Annotated in this window: 6 protein-coding genes and 1 tRNA gene; 5 read left to right on the forward strand and 2 right to left on the reverse strand. The window is 38.9% G+C overall.

Translation table 11 applies throughout. The features are described from left to right. Window positions 1-240 precede the first annotated feature (240 nt). The 3 genes from J8L85_RS14465 (at window position 241) to J8L85_RS14475 (ending at window position 11,801) form a co-directional block, all read left to right on the forward strand. Window positions 241-7,008 (forward strand): polyketide synthase, encoded by a 6,768-nt coding sequence (locus J8L85_RS14465; protein WP_211018444.1) that lies wholly within the window; start codon window positions 241-243, stop codon window positions 7,006-7,008. 73 nt (window positions 7,009-7,081) lie between these two features. Then, complete coding sequence (locus J8L85_RS14470) at window positions 7,082-11,059, forward strand: non-ribosomal peptide synthetase (RefSeq protein ID WP_211018446.1); 3,978 nt, start codon at window positions 7,082-7,084, stop codon at window positions 11,057-11,059. Next, a complete protein-coding gene (locus tag J8L85_RS14475; RefSeq protein WP_211018448.1) occupies window positions 11,037-11,801 on the forward strand; it encodes a 4'-phosphopantetheinyl transferase superfamily protein in 765 nt (254 codons plus the stop codon). Before J8L85_RS14470 ends, J8L85_RS14475 begins: the two co-directional genes overlap by 23 nt. A gap of 78 nt (window positions 11,802-11,879) precedes the next feature. Here J8L85_RS14475 and J8L85_RS14480 read toward each other — a convergent pair whose 3' ends face one another. Together J8L85_RS14480 and J8L85_RS14485 are read right to left on the reverse strand one after the other, a co-directional pair. After that, window positions 11,880-12,668 carry a glycosyltransferase gene (locus tag J8L85_RS14480; RefSeq protein ID WP_211018449.1) on the reverse strand — a complete coding sequence of 263 codons (789 nt, stop codon included), beginning with the start codon at window positions 12,666-12,668 and terminating at the stop codon, window positions 11,880-11,882. 326 nt (window positions 12,669-12,994) lie between these two features. Further along, entirely contained in the window at window positions 12,995-18,943 is a 5,949-nt protein-coding gene (locus J8L85_RS14485) for a PKD domain-containing protein (protein ID WP_211018450.1), read from the reverse strand. Window positions 18,944-19,156: 213 nt separating this feature from the next. Between J8L85_RS14485 and J8L85_RS14490 the strand changes: the two genes are divergently transcribed. Both J8L85_RS14490 and J8L85_RS14495 read left to right on the forward strand, forming a co-directional pair. Continuing rightward, a tRNA-Leu gene (locus J8L85_RS14490) sits at window positions 19,157-19,246 on the forward strand. Window positions 19,247-19,417: 171 nt separating this feature from the next. Further along, entirely contained in the window at window positions 19,418-20,956 is a 1,539-nt protein-coding gene (locus tag J8L85_RS14495; protein ID WP_211018451.1) for an FAD/NAD(P)-binding protein, read from the forward strand. The last annotated feature ends 71 nt before the right edge of the window (window positions 20,957-21,027 follow it).

Raw genomic sequence — 21,027 nt, forward strand, 5'->3', positions numbered from 1 at the left:
TCAACAATATAACACGCCACACTACCTTACCTTATTATTGAAATTGATAATGCTATGACCAATGAACAAAAAACAACAACTTAAATGGGCCAATATCTTCATATTAACGAATATTTAAGGATTATATAGGAAATTACTAAACTTATATTGCCACTCGTATTAACTTCAACAATTATAATGGTTTTGATCTATTTGTGAAATAGCTTTATAAACCGAAGAAATTCTCAATAACAGTAATAAATGGACGCATCCCAAAAAAAATTATTAGAGCAATATAAAACTCTTAACGATACTTTTGTTTCCTACCCAGAGGCTCCTTTACACCACCTTGTGAGCAAGCAGGCCTTAATGAACCCTGAGCGTACGGCGATAGAGTTTCATGGAAAAAAAATAACTTTTCTGGAGTTTGACCAAAAATCCAATCAATTAGCAAACTATTTATTGTCGTTAGGAACAAAACCCGGTGACTTAATAGGAGTTTGTCTACCACGTTCTGGAGACGTCTTGATTACCTTTATCGCAATAATGAAATGTGGTGCTACCTATGTGCCTTTAGATCCGGCGCATCCTTCCCATAGATTAGAGTTTATGTTATCTGATTCGGATGCCAAGTTTTTGATAACCACGACAGAATTATCTGAAATATTTTCTTCGGACCATAAAAAAATACTTAAAGATCAATCTATTGAAAAAATAGAAGAATTCTCTAAGGATAATCCAAAAATAGAGGTTCCTATGGATACGTTGGTATATATGATATATACTTCCGGTTCTACAGGCCAACCCAAAGGGGTTCCTATTTCCCATAAAAATTTAGTTAATGTACTGTGCAGTATGATAGATGAGCCGGGCATTGCAGAAGAAGATAGGATACTAGCCATAAATATTTTCTCGTTTGACATGTGCGGTGTTGAAATATATGCTCCTTTGGTAAAAGGTGCCTGTATTGTCATGGCAGACAATGACATGGTATTGGACAATCATGTTCTGTTGAACATTATCATAAATGAAGAAATAACATTTATGCAAGCCACCCCTACAAGATGGCAGTTGATTCTAAATGCCGGATGGGAACAACGTGTAAACTTAAAAGCACTTACTGGGGGTGAACCGATTTCAAAAAAACTAGCGAACGAACTATTGGATAGATGTGCTTCTGTATGGAATATGTACGGCCCAACGGAAACCACCATATGGTCTTCATTAAAAAGAATAGAAAGGGACGATGAGATAATTACCGTAGGTAAATCAATAGCGAATACAGCGATATACATTCTTGGAAAAAACGGGGAACTAGTACCATCCGGAACTATTGGTGAAATTGCCATTGCAGGTACAGGAACAGCTATAGGCTATTGGAAAAGACCCGATCTTACCCAAGAAAAGTTTGTTGAAAACACTTTTGAGCCGCAAAAAGGTAAAGTATTGTACAAAACCGGAGATCTAGGTAAAATTTTACCAAATGGAGAAATACAATGCTTAGGTCGAATAGACCAACAAGTAAAAGTTAGGGGGCACAGAATAGAACTGGGAGAAATAGAAGCTTTTATAGATAAGCTTCCGCATATTCAAAAATCTATTGTAGTCGTCAATACTTCCATGACAGGAGAACCCCAATTGGTCTCTTATATTAAGTCGGACAAGAAACTAAAGGACATGCCCGATTTTCACAAAAAAATCAGGGAAATGCTGCCAGATTACATGGTTCCTTCCTTTTATGTTCAGGTAGATGAATTCTCGAAAACCGCAAGTGGAAAAATTGATAGAAACGCCTTACCAGAACCAAAATATGAACGTCCGGATTATTTGGCTCCTTTCGTCAAACCTTCGACAAAATATCAAAAATTAATAGCCGAGGTATGGTTAGAAGTATTGAGAATACCTTCTATTGGTATAGATGACAACTTTTTTGAAATCGGAGGAACATCAATACTGGGACAAAAAGCGATAGTTATTTTACAGAAGAAGTTAAACACCTCTATTCCGATAACCAAGCTTTATCAATTTCCTACTATTCGAAAGCTCGCTGCCCATTTAGAAATTCCTAAGAAAAAGAATTCAACTAAAAAATCACAAAAAGGAAAAACCGAAAAGAATCTTCAGAACCATAAAGATATTGCGGTTATTGGAATGGCAGGAAGGTTTCCTGGTGCCCAATCTGTTCAAGAACTGTGGGATGTACTTTTAGAAGGAAGAGAAACAACTTCATTTTTTACGGCCGAAGAAATAGACAAAAATATACCAGAGGCCATACGCAAAGACCCTTTATATGTTCCTGCCCGTGGAGTTGTGCCTTCTGCCAAAGAGTTTGATTCTAAATTTTTTGGCCTTAATCCTAGGCTGGCCCTTGCCATGGATCCACAACAACGTTTGTTTATGGAAATATCTTGGGAGGTTTTAGAACAGACAGGTTACCTACCCAGACATTATGACGGAAGTGTGGGCGTATATGCCGGTTGCGGTTACAATACGTATTACATAAACAATGTTATACCGAACAATGACCTATTAGATCAAGTAGGTGAGTTTGTAGCCACTACCGTAAACGACAAAGATTACATAGCTACTAGAACCGCATATCACTTAAATTTAAAGGGTCCTGCCATTAGTGTCCATTCAGCTTGCTCCACTTCGTTACTTGCGATAGCAGAGGCTACAGAAGCTTTAAGAACAGGACAATGTGATGTTGCCCTGGCCGGTGCCGCCAGTGTAACGTCTCCAATGAACAGTGGACATTTATACCAAGAAGGAGCTATAAAAACACCGACAGGCCATTGCTGTCCATTTGACGAAAACGGTAAAGGAACGGTTTTTAGCGACGGTGCCGGAGTGGTATTATTAAAAACCTTGGAAGATGCCGAAAGGGACGGTGATACCATTTACGGAGTTATAAAAGGAATAGGACTAAGCAACGATGGCGGAGAAAAAGGAAGCTTTACCGCACCAAGTGCAGAAGGACAATCACAGGCCATTATCAATGCTTTGGACGATGCTCAAATATCTCCTTCGGAAATAAGCTATGTAGAGGCACACGGAACCGCTACTCCGGTTGGAGACCCTATTGAAATAGAAGGTCTTGAAATGGCTTTTGGTGAACAAGAAAAGAAAAATTTCTGTGCTGTGGGTTCTATAAAAAGTAATATGGGACACCTTACCTCAGCGGCTGGGGTTGCCGGTTTTATAAAGACAATATTGGCAATGTACCACAAACAAATTCCTGCTTCTTTGGGGTACTCAAAACCAAACCCACTGATAGATTTTGAAAATAATCCATTTTTTGTAAATAATGTTTTAAGAAATTGGGATGTTGAAGGAAAAAGGAAGGCAGGCATCAGTTCTTTCGGTGTCGGGGGCACAAATGTACATGTGGTTGTTGAAGAATATGAAAATAAAACAAAAACTAGCGACGAAGGAAGACCGGTACAACTGCTTACATGGTCGGCCAAGTCACAAAAAAGCTTAGATGGTTATCAAAAAGCACTGGGCGACCATATAGACAAAGCAGCTACTCCCCTAGCCGATATAGCCTATTCGCTCAATGTTACAAGAGACATCTTTAACAATAGAAGCTTTGTAGTAGCTGGTCAATTAACCGAGGCCAGCGAAAAACTATTATCTGAAAATAGTAAGGACGTAAAGAGTAACTCTTTAAGGACGATTCCAAGCGAACTAGGATTTCTATTTCCCGGCCAAGGATCACAATACCTGCAAATGGGAAAAGAACTCTATGAAAATGAGTCAGTATTTAAAGAGGCTGTAGATACATGTGCCGACATTTTACTGAACGAGTTTCAACTAGATATAAGAAACGTAATTTTTCCGGAAACAAATAACACAGAATCCGAAGAAAGATTAGAAGAAAGATTAAAAGATACGAAGTACACACAGCCGGCATTGTTCGTTATCGAATATGCCCTATCACAACTTTGGTTAAGCTGGTCTATTAAACCTACCTTTTTATGCGGACACAGTATAGGTGAATTTGTTGCCGCCCACGTAGCGGGAGTATTTACCTTGACCGATGCATTACGTTTAATAACGGTAAGGGGCAAATTGGTAAGCGAGCTTCCCGGTGGAAGCATGCTTTCCGCTAGAACCTCTGTAGACAATTTATCGAAGATTATACCGGAGACACTTTCAATTGCCGCGGTAAATTCAGATCAATTATGCGTAATATCGGGTCCGGACAAGGAAATTGAAAATTTTGCACAACAACTAAAGGCAGATGGCATTGCCAATATGCTTTTAGCTACGAGCCATGCTTTTCATTCTACCATGATGGAACCTATTTTGGATGTCTTTGAAAAAGAAGTCAGAAAAGTTTCTTTAAAAGCTCCGAATATACCTATGATCTCAACGGTAACAGGTACATGGTTAAGTGATACGGATGCTACAAACCCAAAATATTGGACAGACCATCTACGCGATACCGTGCGTTTTTCAGACGCAATGGATACTATTTTAAACATGGAGGATGATGCCCTACTTTTGGAAATAGGTCCAGGTCGTGCCCTTACGACATTGGCTCATCAGAAAAAAGGAGAGAAAACCGTAACTGCCATTTCCAGTTTGCCTTTACCCAAAAAGGGTGAAAACTCCTACCATGCGCTATTAACGGCATTGGGCCAATTGTGGTTAAAGGGTATAGAGCCGGATTGGAAAGAATTTTATAAAGACCAATCTAGACAAAAAGTACTGTTACCATCTTACGTATATGACCGTAAGCCTTGTTGGATAGACCCTCCAGCTTCAGTGCCTCAATTTATCGACAATTCAACCATAGAAGAAAACATTATTCAACAAGAAAGTCCTGTAGAGACTAAGATCAATCAAAGTATTACGAATATGAGAAAAGAGAATATCCTTCAAAAAATTTCAGAAATAATTTTAAAGACTTCCGGTATAGAACTTGAAGCAGGGGATACCACTTATAACTTTTTAGAACTTGGCCTAGATTCTTTAGTGCTAACCCAAATGGCCACTACTTGCAAGAGAGAGTTTGATACGGCCATTACTTTTAGGCAACTTAGTGATGAGTTGAATACACCAGAGCTCTTGGCAAATTATCTTGATGAAGTTTTACCTGAGGAAAGTTTTGCCCCTGAACCTGCACAACCAATAAGCATCCCGGTGCAGCAAGCAGTAAACAATACTTCTCCGACACCTGTTCCCCAGTCCATTCCGCAATCTACGGTGACAACAGGGAACCATTATATCAACAATACAGATAATACTGCAGTAAGCCTTATTGCCCAACAACTTCAATTATTAGGAAAGCAATTAGATTTACTTCAAGGGAACGGAACAATGCAAAATAGCCCTGTTCAAAATCAACCAGTTGCCCCTGTTACTCCCAATACAGTTCAAAATAATGGAAGTTTTAAAGCTCCTTTGACTTCTAGTACAACAACGTCAAATGATTCTTTGTCCGAAGAAGAGAAAAAAGAATTAAAAAAACCTTTTGGAGCTTCTCCGAAGATTGAAAAACAGCCCACCGAGATTACTCCCGAACACCAAGCATTTTTAGAAAAACTTATAAAACGTTATAACAAAAAAACAGCTTCGAGTAAGGCCTATTCGCAAAAACATCGCTCTTATATGGCCGACCCTAGGGTAGTTTCCGGATTTAAACCGGCAACCAAAGAATTGGTTTACCCTATTGTTATCGAAAGATCATCGGGCAATCGTTTGTGGGATTTGGACGGCAATGAGTACATTGACGCCCTTAATGGTTTTGGTGCCGGTCTATTTGGTCACCAACCAGATTTCATAAAAGAAGTTTTGCACAAACAAGTAGACCTTGGTTTCGAAGTAGGCCCACAACACCCACTTGCAGGTGAAGTATGTAAATTGTTATGTGAATTTACCGGCCATGATCGTGCAGCCCTTTGTAATACAGGTTCTGAAGCTGTACTGGGTGCAGTGCGTATTGCAAGAACAGTTACCGGACGTTCACTAATTGTCTCTTTCGCAGGTTCTTACCATGGTATCAATGACGAAGCCTTGGTACGAGGTTCCAAAAAATTAAAAACTTTTCCTGCTGCAGCAGGAATTTTGTCAGATTCCGTACAAAATGTATTGGTATTGGAGTATGGAACAGAGGAAAGTTTAAGAATCATTAAAGAAAGGGCAAATGAAATAGCTGCGGTCTTAGTAGAGCCCGTACAAAGTAGAAGACCGGAATTTCAACCAATAGAATTTCTTAAAAAAGTGAGAGAGGTTACCACGGAATCGGAAACCGTTCTAATTTTTGATGAAATAATTACAGGCTTTAGAACACATCCAGGAGGAGCACAGGCACTTTTTGGCATCAAAGCGGATATTGCAACCTATGGTAAAGTTATTGGTGGAGGTATCTCTATCGGGGCAATTTTAGGAAAAAGACAATATATGGATGCCCTTGATGGCGGGTTCTGGCAATATGGAGACGATTCTTTCCCAGAAGTAGGTGTTACCTATTTTGCTGGAACATTTGTACGTCACCCCTTAGCACTGGCCACTACCAAAGCTTCTTTAAATTTCATGAAAGAAAAAGGTCCGGAGCTTCAAAAAGGACTTTCTGAAATGACCGAAGGATTGGCCATTGAATTGAACAAGGAGTTTACTAAACGAAAACTACCTATTCAAGTCAATTATTACGCTTCTTTATGGAGACTTAAAATAATGGAGGATATTCCTTATTCCGAATTGCTATTCGTATTATTACGAGAAAAAGGAATTCATATTATGGATGGTTTCCCATGTTATATGACCATAGCGTATACACAAGAAGATATAAGAAAAATTATTGATACCATCTTAGAGAGTATCGATGAACTTATTGAAGTAGGCATCTTTAAATTGGAAACGAACGGTAGCGCTACCTCCAGTGGAAATAAGTCTTCTATAAAATCATTGAACACACCGCCTGTAGAAGGCGCAAGACTTGGTATGGACGAGTCTGGAAATCCTGCATGGTTTGTTGAAGATCAAAAGAAAAATGGATCGTACGTTAAATTTGACATTTAAAAGGTAACCCTAATCAAATAACCGAATTACTTTGATAGCATAAATCTAACGAAGTAAAACAATAAACAATATAATGCAAGACATAGTTGCCTTTAATCCGTTTGTCGGACCTGCAATCGAAAAAATAATTCCAATAGTACAAGCGCAAGCTGAAGTATGGATTGCCTGTAAGTTGGGGGGAGAAGATGCAAACCGAGCTTATAATGAATCTGTTTCCCTTATCTTAAAGGGCCATTTGAATAAAGCTGGACTAGAGGATGCCATACAGAAGTTAGTTCAACGTCATGAAGCATTAAGATCTACCTTTAGTAGGGACGGGCGTTTTATGACCGTTTTTGAGGAGCTACCCATTACACCTGTGTACAAAGATTTCTCGCAACTTGACGAAGCGGAAAAAAATAGGTCCGTAAAAGGTTATTTGTCTGAAGATGCCCATTATATTTTCGATTTGGTAGAAGGGCCATTATTTAAGATAGGTTTATTGAAATTATCGGAACTGGAACACCAATTAGTGCTCACGGCCCATCATATTATATGTGATGGTTGGTCTACAGGTATTATGCTCGAAGAAATAGGAAGTTTCTATTCAGCCTATACATCAGGAAAAACACCAGATGTTCCAGAACCCGAAATGTATAGCTCCTATGCCGAAGAAGAACAAGAGTTTATTCAAAGTAAAGACTATATTGTTACAGAACAATATTGGTTAAAACAATATGAAAAATCGGTTCCGACCGTAACACTTCCTACCGATTTTCCAAGGCCTCAATTAAGAACTTTTAAAAGTAATCGCTTAGATTTTGAAATTGACAGTGATTTAGTTGCCGACCTAAAAAAAGTTGGAATAAAATCAGGAGCCAGTTTTGTAGTTACCTTGATGGCCGCTTTTGAAGTGTTTCTTTACAGACAAACAGGACAAGATGACCTAGTTTTGGGGCTACCGGCCGCAGGCCAATCCCTGAGCGGAAAAACCCAATTGATAGGACACTGTGTAAATCTGTTACCATTACGAACTAAAATTGCCGCAAATATTCCTTTCAACGAATATTTAAAAACCAGAAAAATTGCATTGTTCGATGCCTATGAACACCAGCAATTTAGTTTTGGCCAATTACTTCAAAAACTTGCCATTGCAAGAGACCCTTCTCGGGTGCCATTGGTACCGATCATGTTTAATATAGACATGGGTATGGCCAATGCGGTTTCATTTGATGGATTGGACTATAAGCTAAAGAGCAACCCTAGGGCATATGAAGCTTTTGAGCTTTTTCTAAACGCGACCGGAACAGAAGATGAACTCATTCTAGAATGGGCCTATAACTCTGCTTTGTTCTCCTCTTCTACCATAGAGCAAATGATGGTTTCTTTTAAAGAAGTACTACACGGTATTGTTGCCAACCCAAGTATCGAAATAGGAAATATCGTAAAGATAGATACTAAACCTTATACGGACCTGAACAACACTGTGGTTTCTTATCCACAACTGGCATTACATGAACTTTTAGCCGAACAAGCTCAAAATACACCTCTAAAACAAGCTATAAAATTTGGCGATTCTAACATTTCTTACGAAAATTTAGAAAAGCAAGGTCACCAATTGGCACATTATTTTATAGAACAAGGGGTGGCGCCTGGCGATTATGTTGCCGTCTCATTACCGCGTTCAATTGAACTTGTGGTTACGCTTATCGCCATAATGGAATGTGGTGCCGCCTACCTACCTTTAGACCCTAACTACCCTAGCAAACGATTAGAGTTTATGTTAGAGGATTCTGAAGCCAAATATTTGATAACGACCAAAAACCTATCCTCTTCCTTAAAGTCCAATTCCAAGACTTTACTTTTAGAAGACATCTTTAAAGGCCTATCAAAATATCCCAATACATCTCCTAATATAAAAGTTGACAATAGTGAAGTAGTTTATTTGCTGTACACTTCCGGCTCTACCGGAAAACCAAAGGGAGTTCCTGTAACGCACAAGAATTTGGTCAATTTTCTGTATAGCATGTTACAAGAGCCCGGTATCAAAGAAACCGACAAACTACTCTCCATTACAACGATATCCTTTGATATTGCAGGTTTAGAACTTTTTGTTCCCTTATTAAAAGGTGCTTCATTGGTATTGACGGATGAAGAAACCGCCAGGGACAGCCGTCTTTTGTTAGAGGTCATGGAAAATGAGTCTATAACAATGATGCAGGCCACTCCAACAACTTGGCAAATGCTTTTAGATGCTGGCTGGAAAAAACCCTTGCCCATAAAAGCCTTGTGTGGAGGTGAAGCATTACCAATAGTATTGGCGAAAAATATATTGGAAAGAGTAGATGAGTTATGGAACATGTACGGCCCTACCGAAACCACAGTTTGGTCCGCCGTTAAGCAAATTTCAAAATCAGACGACCTGATAACCGTTGGAAAACCTATTGCCAATACTCAAATTTATATTGTAAATGAGCACAATCAGCTGGTAGAACCCGGTAAAACGGGTGAGCTGTGCATTGCCGGAGATGGTGTCGCCAAAGGATATTGGAAAAGACAAGACCTAACAGCTGAAAAATTCACAAAAAATCCTTTTGAATCAGATTTAGGCCCTATTCTTTATCATACGGGTGATTTGGCCAAATTACTTCCCTCCGGAGAAGTTCAATGTTTGGGTCGTATAGATCAACAAATAAAAATCAGGGGTCATCGTATTGAGCTCGGTGAAATTGAACAAGCCCTAGATTCTTTAGATGGCGTGCAATCATCCGTAGTATTGTTGAATGGAGATAATTTGGTCGCAAACCTAATTCCTGCACATATAGGAGATACAAGCACCGAACAAATAAACAGTTGGAAAGAAACTTTAAGAGAACAACTGCCCCCTCATATGGTCCCCCAGCAGTTTAATTTGGTAAAAGAATTTCCAACAACATTAAATGGCAAGATTGACAGAAAAGAATTACTTAATCTTTTATCTAAAAAAAATACTGCTACAAGTTTTGTCGACCCTAGCACAAAATCAGAAAAAATTATCGCCTCCATATGGCAAGAATGTCTTGGTATAGATAAAATAAATGTTAATAGTGACTTTTTTGAACTCGGAGGACATTCATTGATAGCCGTGAGGGTAATGACACAACTAGAAAAAGAAACAGGCAATAGATTGCCGTTAGTTGCCTTGTTGAAAAACCCAACGGTTAAAAAATTGGCAGCATATATGGATAGTGAATTCATTACCTGGGATTCATTGGTACCATTAAAACCAGAAGGAAACAAACCTCCTTTATATATAGTACACGGAGCTCATCACAATGTTTTTATATTTAATGACCTGGCCAAGCAATTAGACGATGACCAACCCGTCTACGCACTTCAACCAAAAGGTCTTAACGGCGTTTCGGAACCACATGACTCTATTGATGAAATGGCGGCACATTATGTCTCTGAGATTATAGCATCAAACCCTGAAGGACCTTATGCCCTCGCCGGATTTTCGTTAGGGGGAATCGTAGCTTTTGAAATGGCCAGACAATTAAGGGAACAAGGCAAAGAAGTAAAAATATTAGCTCTCTTTGATAGCTACGTCTTTCCGTACTATTACTATAAAAACCCTTTCAAGAAAAAAGTTGTATCGTTCCTATATCTTTTAGGAAGGGTAACTTTTATCTTCTTGAATATGTTCAGTAGTGCGAAAAATTTTAAAAGAAGGATCCAACTGATAAAGCTCCATGTTTCCGGATTATTCCTACGAATGAAAATCGGTAAGGAAAAACAACATGAAATGCAACATAACCGTTCATTGAAAATGGATACGATGCATAACCAAGCCACTGATCGTTACACGATTGTTCCACAAGATATGGTAGTGGACCTCTTTAGGGCCAAACAGGATATTTATTTCGCGCATGATTATAATTTATTGGGGTGGAAAAATATAGCTAAAAAAGGCATACGTAAACATATGGTACCTGGTAACCATATTGATATGTTCTCGTCGCCTAACGTAGAAGTATTTGCAAATAGCCTACAAGACGTTTTGGACAATTATGATACAGAAAACAAAGAGTAGGTTATTTTGTGGTACAGTAGAGACTCCTATTGATATTACTGCAACTATTTCTGAAAACAAATCTGAAATAAAGCTATTCAAAATAAAACTATCCGACTTTTACGATCGGAGCCCTGACCTGGAAATCTACCTAGATAATGTAGAATTACAGCGTTCACAAAAGTACCATTTTAAAAAGGACAGGAATAGGTTTATTATATGCCGGTCATTCCTTAAACTCTTGTTGGCGGAATATACCAAATTAGACGTTTCACAGATACATATCGACATACACCAAAACAAAAAACCCTATCTCCGCTCCCATCCATCCGTGTTTTTCAATGTTTCCCATACCAATGATTATGGCTTAATTGCAATAGGAAAAAATGCTGTAGGAATAGACGTAGAAAAAATAGATAGGGAAAACGATTTTTCCGAAACTATACCTTATATATTTAATAAAAATGAAGTTCTGGCACTAGAAAGTGCCACGGACAAGCAGAAGTTGTTCTATAAATTTTGGACCCGCAAAGAAGCTATTGTAAAGGCAACCGGAAAAGGTATAGAGGACGATTTTAGACAAATTCCATCTTCCGAAGGGCACCACTTGGTTACATCTCAATTATTGGCGGATATTACCGATCTAACGGTTTTAAGTTTTGATATTAACGAAGAATATATTGGAGCTGTAGCATACGAAGGAAATCATGAAGATATCGTTTCCCTGCAGTACTCACCACTTCCATCCATATCATCGTTTTAATTAAATGCGATTGTCATACTTAACCAGTACATAGTACGCTACTGGCTACTATACAACTTTGGAGTTTCTTAAAAAATATTATTTGGAATCAAATTGCATCTCTATTCTTTTAAAGAATTGGAGCGTGTTTTTAACCCAATATATCTTTAACATCCTATTAACCATCTTTACCCCTAGAATAAGTTTTATTCTCCTTCTTAACTTAGAAAAATAAGGTAACCAAGAACTATTAAAATGGTGAATAGCATAGGTATTCTTTGTAGTATGTATTTTTCCGGTTTCAACATCTTTAGGACTAAAGTACTCACATGGAAACAAATAAAACTTGCTCTCATCATTAATTAACCGATCCACCATACATACCTCCTCTTTTGTCATTGGCACAACCTGTCTTATCTTCTGTAGTTGCAACTTCATAATAGTAGGCATTATCACTATATCCATACTACCATCCTCTTTAACAAAGGATCTGTTGTCATAATACTTTAGACAATGTGCCAACCATTCGGAATTTTTCTCGGCCCCAAATACGGCCGCCTCGATGATATTGGCATACTCCAGTCCGACAAAATAGGGCAAGTGTAACAGGTTATCAAATTTCTTAAGAATTTGGACATCCGTATCTAGATAAATTCCACCATATTTATGCACTGCATACAACCTAACTATATCGCATGCGAAGGCATATTTTTTCTTTTCGAAAGCTTCTTTTGCAAATGGCCATTCTTCCAAATTAAAACGTTCCGTATCCCAAAGCATGAATTCATAATCAGGCAAAAGCGATTTCCAAGATGCTATATTTCTTTTTATGTCTAGTGGAAATTCCTCACCACTAAGCCAACAATAATGAATGATTTTAGGTATCATACATAAATTTTTTTATTGCACTATCGTTAAACTCGGGGGGGACTATGAAATTACCGTTTATAAAGCCATTTATTTAAAATAAACGTTCAACCAATGCTTTTATAAGATGAACTATAGATTCTTTATTCAACACAGTAAAACACACTAACATTTTAAAAATAAACATATTAAAATACTGTATTTCAGCTAATTATATTTCCTACAAAAGAGAAAGAAAAAACACGTACCATAATCCCTTTCTAACTTGAAATAGGACACTTTGCAACAAAAAAAGGCCGTTCAATATACTTGAACGGCCTTTTGAAGAAATTATAATTTATATGAACCTATTGAATAATTAAACGTTTTGAATCTGGCTCGTTGTTTTTGTACAATAACGTTACAACATATACTTCTTTCCTATAAAGACCTGTTGGTATTCGCAATCTATCTCCTTGTAGAACCTCATCGACCATAAATTGTCTAATCAGCCTACCAGCGCTATCATGAATCATAACACCTACTATTTCATCCATATCAAAATTATCTTTCATGATAACCTCTACATATTCGGTAGAAGGATTAGGTGCCAATATAAATTCAAAAGAGGGCTGTTCTAAAGTAACATTTTCTTCTGTTACTGTTATAGCTACGCTTGCTGTCGATTGTAACCCTGCATCATCCGTAACGGTTAAAATCACATCATAAGTGCCAATTACATCGAAGGTGTGTTCTGGATTGGCATCAGAAGACGTTACACCGTCTCCAAAATCCCAATTATATGAAACAATGCCTACATCGTCTGTAGATTGATCACCGGTAAAGGTCACCAACAACGGTGCCTCACCTTCGGTGACATCTGCACTAACTATGGCTATAGGTGCTTCGTTATCTACAACAGTTATTGTAATAGAGTCACTATCCATTAACCCTGCACTATCGGTAACGGTAAGTACTACCTCATAGACACCTGGCTGTGTATACGTATGTGCAGGACTATCTCCTGAATCACTTGTACCATCTCCAAAATCCCATGAATAGGTAACTATACCAACATCATCCGTAGATTGGTCTCCATTGAAAATAATTTCTACCGGTGCCACCCCATTCTGAATATTTGCATCCGCTACCGCCACAGGCGCTTCATTAACATCCACTACCGTAATTGTAGTAGTTGCGGTATCTTCTAAACCTCCTTCATCTGTAACGGTAAGTACCACTTCATAGACACCTGGTGTTGTAAAAGTATGGGTAGGGCTTTGTTCTGTTGAACTGGCTCCATCGCCAAAATCCCACAAATACGATACAATACCCACATCGTCTGTAGACGAACTACCATCAAAATTGACCTCTACCGGAGCTTCTCCTCCCGTATTGTCCGCTATTATACTAGCATAAGGTGCACCATTCACCGTAATGGTCAATGTAGAAGTATCCGACAGTCCACCTGCATCGGTAACCGTTAATTCAACCTCATATTCTCCTGGATTGTTAAAGGTGTGTGAAGGGTTGATTTCCGAAGAAGTATTACCATCTCCAAAATTCCACAAATAACCTATGATACCGTTATCATCCGATGATTGATCTCCTGTAAAATTCACTGATAAAGGTGCATTTCCACTAGTAATATCTGAACTGGCTACAGATTCCGGTGTACCGTTCACTGTAATCAATATAGCATCACTAGTATCGGTATAACCGTCACCATCGGTAACCGTTAATGTAACCGCATATGGTCCACCTGTAGTAAAGTCATACTGAGGGTTCACCTCTGTTGAGGAATCTCCATTACCAAAATCCCAGAGGTAACCTACAATATCATTTTTATCATCAGTAGAGGCACTACCCGTAAATTGCACGGTCAATGGCTCATTTCCACTAATAATATCTGCACTGGCCACAGCTTCCGGTTCAAACCCTGTTGGTAAGAATTGCCATTTATATAGATCACTGCCATCATCTGCATCTACAATTACATTGCCATCTGGTTCTACCGTTAAATAATAGCCGCCAGGGAAGACACTAATGATATAATAGCTACCATCGCCTGCCTCTACCACGTCCCATAACTGGGCGTCATTAAAATTACCGGTATACATCCAAACATTGGCTCCCGCATTTTGGTTTCCTCCTTGTATATCCAATACTAAATTGTCATGGATAGCCTTAATACTATAGAATCCATTTCCATCGGGTACCAGTTCAAAATGTTGATAGCTAGATGCATTATACACGTCTGTCACAAAGTTGGTATCTCTTGTAAGTCCACCATTCTCTGGCATAATACTTAGGGTGTTGCCAACATTTCGTAATCTATAGATTCCTGGTGGCGGTGCCCCATTGTCACCTCCATCATTATCATAATTGGTTCCTTTTATGTCGTCTCCCAATCCTATACCGTAATTAGTATCGGTGACAGGTGCTATAACCGAAACTTCTATGACTACCTCTTGGGCTCCATCCATATCTGCATCATCAACACCTGTAACCGTAACGGTCTGAGGTACATCCCAATTTGTTTGGTCAAAACTCAATTGCGTTGGTGATAAGGTCACCTCATCTGCACCTGATATAGCAGACACCTCAACTGTTACCGCAGCCGTAGGAGCTTCTGTAAGTACTACCGTAAAAGTATCGGTATCACCATCTTCGTCTGTATAAACACCATCCTTATTTATAACTAACCCGTAGTTTGACGAAGGATCTACTTCTTCAAACCTCCATTTAAAAATATCATCGCCATTCTCTACATCAACAATAATATTTCCGTTTGGCTCAATCGCTAAATAATGTCCTCCCATTTCACTAACAATAAAGTAAGTGCCATCTCCTGCATCTTCTAGACTCCATAATTGAGCCGGAGTTCCGTTAGCCGTATATTGCCATATGTTCGTACCTGGGTCTGAACTTCCCAACTCTACATCCATGGCTCTTCCACTGTGCACGGCAATAAGGGAGTACAGCCCATTATCTTCATATACCAATTCAAATTGTTCATGTGCTTGGCCTTGGTACAACCCTTGTTCTATATTTGCCATATTATCGGTATCGGCATTAGCAACTTCTATAGACAAGCCACTGCTCTCATTAATAATTCTGTAAATACCCGGCGCAGGTGGCGCTCCTTCTCCGCCATCGTTATCTTCATTATAACCACCAAATACCTCTACAAAACCGGCATAGGCACTATCACTACGAGGCCCATCAACGGCAATCTCAATATCATAATATTGAACTCCGTCCACATCTGCATCATCTACTCCCGTGACCGTAACTGTTTGTGGAACATTCCAATTCGCGGGCGTAAAGGTCAGTTCTGTATCGGAAAGTGTAAATTCATCGGTAGCTCCCGTGCCGGTCAGTACCAAGACCACGTCTTCTGATGGCGCCGATTTTAAAGCAACATCAAATTCATCGGCAGTACCATCTTCAGAGGTTATAAGTATGTCATCCAATATATCTATACCTATGGTAAAAGGTGCGCTCGTTGGCATAAATTCCCATCGTATACTATCGTCCAATGGATTTTCTACCACCAATACGTTTCCTGTATCGTCTTGTCCCAAATAATAACCCGACAATGTACTTATAATATTAAATGTACCATCTTCTGCATCCACTATTTCCCAAGTCTGTGCAGGTGAACCGTTTCCTGCATACTGCCATACATTAGTGTTTGGATCCAGTTCTCCGTACTGTACATCAAGATACCTGTTTGTACTATTCAATGCTCTTAGGTAATAATATCCTTCAGGTGTTTCTTGTAGCTCAAAATGTTGTTCTGGCAACCCTTCGTAGCTTCCACTAACAACGTTTGCCCCCTGTGAAACACTTCCCTCAAAAATTTGTAGTGTCTCGTTACTACCTCTATTTACAATTCTATAATTTCCGGCAGCAGGTGGTTCGGCCAGCGGTTGCAATTGATTTATCCAATCCATTATCAATTGTGCACCTTCCGTATCTACTTGCCCTTTGGCCAATGGTGGCATCATTACACCTGGGGTAGTACTCTGTACTCTATGGTATAACTGTGATTTTGATGCGTCTCCAGGATATACAATTCGCTCATCCGGGCCTAATCCGACGGACTCGTTCATGCCTGCAGTTAAAAGACCCGTTTGTGCCAAGGTATTGAACAATCTAAGATCAAAATCCCCACGATTTCCAGTAGCAGGCTGGTGACAATAGGCACAGTTATTATCTAAATAAGTACGAGCCTTTTCATCTATGGTTCCATTTACATCGCTCATGGCGACATGTGTCAAGTAATTTGGGGTATCGGTATCTGTAATGTTCTCGTTTAAAATACCCAAAGCACTTAATGTCACCAATTGATTTGCTTCCGTACCACTAGGGTCATGGGTAGAATAATCAAAATTTCTATTTAAAGAACGGGTTCGAGGCCCTAATGTTCCTCCTAAAGCCGGATTATGACACGTAACACAATCTGAATTGGAAGGATACAACCACTCTACATTACGTGTACCACCACCTGCAGCTGCAACCTCAATATTATCTGTTTCGCCTAATGACATGTCCACTAAATCAGCGTCGCTTTGGTCATCTCGCCATTTATAGGTTAGAAAATAGAAGTTGCCATCAGCTCCCTTAATTGAAAATCGGGTCTCTATTTTCTTTGTAATCGTGGGATCATTATCATCGACCGGGTAATCAAAATGTTTTACAAGAATAGACCCTACAGGAAATTCCCAATCGCCGTTTTCTGAAAACTGAATTTGTTCCTCAGGTGTATTGTGCGTACCATCATTGGGTATGGCCATCCATCGTGTTTTGTATGCTCCATCGGACCAGAATGGGTCTACCATCGTATAAGGGATAAAACCTTCTCTTACTGTAAGGTTGTTCATGTCCGTAAAGACCCCTGTATCCGAAAGTTTCTCTGGGGCAGCCTCCAAACTTATAGGGTCTTCTAAACGATACAGCTTAACACCGTTTCCTTGACTTAAAATATAAAGTTCTCCTTGATAATCTTGGCCAAAAGATACAGGCGCATAGGGTGTGAAATTACCCAATACCTGTTTTTCCCCTGTCGCAGTATTCACTTGCCAAATCGTCTTTTTAGCATAATCGGCACAAATATATTTACCTTGCAAACTAGGCATATCCGATCCATTATATACATAACCACCAATAATGGAGCTGGCTTCCGTTCTCTGAAATTCCACCAAGGGTTCCTCATGTGGCATATTGTTGTACAACTGTGCAACACAACTTGTTTTCGGACCTAAAGTTGCCTCATACAAGGGCCAGCCATAATTTTTACCTTTAGACAGTACATTAATCTCTTCGTGGGTATTCTCCCCTACTTCACCAATATAAAAAGTACCTGTAGCCCTATCTTTAGTCATTCTATGCGGGTTACGGTGCCCCAAAGAGTAATACTCTTCAAAGTTATCTCCGGTAAGGCTCGGAAAAGGATTGTCGTTAGGAATCCAATAATACTGACCCGAAAACTCATCGGCTTCACCTGCCCCAGGAGAAGAGAGCGTTCTTATCGGCGCATGACTCTTCGCTGGATCCATATCCACATCGATCCTCAACACTCCACCATCTAAATTCTCTGCAATATCCTGGGCATTTATATAAGCAGCTTGATCACCGGTAGATAGGTATAAAAACCCATCATCGCCAAATTCCATACCACCACCACGGTGTGTGGTATTGTACATTCTTCTCTTTATCATGGTAACCTTTGACCCAGGTACATAATTCAATGTAGTTGGATCCACCTCAAAACGTTCTAAATAAAGATAATTACCCTGAAAGTTTTCAACTCCACAAGAAAATCCTAAAGGACCATCCAATTCGTTATTTCCTGAATCACTTGTATAGTATACAAAAAAGTAATTTTTACCTGTCGTTCCAAAATCAGGATGTATGGCCAGTCCCAAGAAACCACCATCCCACACAACACCGACTTCCGCAGAAAGGTCCACCAATAAATTTTTATCTGCAGTGTTATCAACGTTGGGGAACCAATACACCTTACCGTCCCTTTGCCCGACTACAATTCTATTTTGCCCCGGTACAATATTAAAGTTCAAGGGAGTATCGAAATCCAAATTCGGAAATGCCACTTCATAAGGATCGGTAGCCGTTCCTGCAGGTGAAAAAGCAGTATCCGTAAAAGGATCAAAAGGCTCAGCTTCCGTTAACCCAGGACCAAAAAACATTGGTCCAAAACCCATGATCAAGGCTGCAGAACCAATAATACCTGAGGTAAGCAATAGATTCTTAAACGATTTTGCCTTAGTTGCGTAATTTTTCTTCATCATAATATTTTATAACGTGCGGTGTGCAATTTGTACTACAAAAAAAAAGCTTTATCACTAAGTGACAGATTAATATCGTTCAAAAGCCATATAAACACGTTTATTTTACGGGCTCCAAATTTACTTTATCCATGAAGTAAAGAGAAACCCTATTAGATTAAAAAAAACTACTTATCAACAATATTATCAAATAGGATGCGTTTTGAAATTGGAAATGGAGGAATGGCAGAGTGGTCTAATGCAAATAACAATGTATTTTGTTATTGAGGTTAACGCCTCCGAGGGTTCGAATCCCTTCTTCCTCCGCTAAAAAAGGCCTGTTTTTATACAGGCCTTTTTACTTTGTTTTAATTCCCCCAAAAAACCTTCTTACAAGTAGATAATCGATAATTATATCGACTTGGACAAATATTAGGCACTAGCCATTGAACTTCAATTATAATTAAAGAACTTTATACCAAATTTATTTTAAGAAAAATGTCTGAAAAAATTGCATTTGTAGGCGCCGGAATAGCAACTAGCTATACTTTGATTCCTTTTTTAGAGAGTTTGTCCACTAAAAAAACGGATAAAAAAATTGAACTTTTCATCATTGATAAGAGTCAAGATTTTTTTAAGGGAATGCCTTATGGCAATCGTTCGGGAAAATCGGTTCTTTTAATACAGGATCTTAAAAACTTTATTACCGAGCCACATAGAACACACTTTAAGAATTGGCTGAACGCCAATATAGATGCTCTTTCAGAAGAGTTTATGAAAAATGGTGGCCAGTATGCCACACAGTGGGTAGAAAAAAATAGTCCCTTATACAAAAAAGACCAATGGGACGATTTATACATTCCACGGTTTTTTTTCGGTAAGTATATAGATGAAGAGGTCCGCAAACGTTTGGATACATTAGTTGCTTCGAACAAAGTAAGCATTACATATGTTCAAAAAGAAACAGTAGCCATTAAAAAAAATGATGATAAATTTCACATAGCTTTTGATGACGCCACTGCAATCGAGACAGACAAAGTAATATTATCCATAGGTTCCCTTCCTTATAAAAAACTGTATAGCGACACTATTAAAAACAATAATACGGCACTATACATCAAAGAACCGTACGGCGTGGGCATGGAAGAAAACATGAACCAAATCGCCAACTTCATAAAAAATAGAAAAAAACAGGGGCTAAAAACCAAGATTGCCGTTCTTGGAGCCAATGCAAGTGGCTTGGAAATGATTTATAAAATCTGTGACAAACTACCAATTAACGAGTATGATACAACTTTTAAAACCCTATCGTCGCATGGCGTAATGCCCGACGGAACTTTTGATGCGGAAAAAGCCAAGCACTTTAAGGCCAAACACCTACAATCTTTGGCCGAAGCCGATAATTTAAGTGCCAGTGCAATTGCAGAGGCCGCCCATAAAGATATTGACGAAGCAGAAAAAATAGGACTGGGTGCAGCAACAACTGTGGGTATAATTTCTAAAGGTTTTGGAGCTTTATTACCAAAATTAAGTAAAGAAGAACTATTGAACTTTGCCTGTTTTCATGGCAACCAAATAGGTAGAAGACAGCGTTGTGCAGGTAATCATTACCTATCGGTAGTAGAAGAATTGACCAATCTTAAAAGATTTGAACATTTAAAAGGACGCTTTGTTGGATTAACGGAAAACCAAGATGGCCTGTCCATGAAGTATAAAACCGGCGAATCGTCCGATTCCAAAGAAAGTACCGAAAATTTCAATATTGTGATTAATTGTCTTGGAAGCGTTAACTTAACTGCTGACGACCTATCGCCCTTTCTTAAAAGCCTTGTTAACGAGGGGCTTTGTAGACCCAACCCTTCCAAAATAGGGTTTCATGTAGACGAAAATATGCAAGCTTCAAAAAACTTGTTTATTGCCGGCCCTTTATTGGCAGGTAACCAAATAGAAGACAAAATTTTCTGGCACTTAGAGCATTGCGCTAGAATAATTTGGTCCAGTTCGGTATTGTCAAAAAAACTGATGACATCTATTTAATTTATTGACATACTTCCTTTTATCGGTTAATTTTTAGGTGTTTTAAATCAAATAGGTTCAAGAATGAACTG

Origin of the sequence: Maribacter sp. MMG018 (assembly GCF_018100785.1) — a bacterium.
Taxonomy (GTDB): domain Bacteria; phylum Bacteroidota; class Bacteroidia; order Flavobacteriales; family Flavobacteriaceae; genus Maribacter.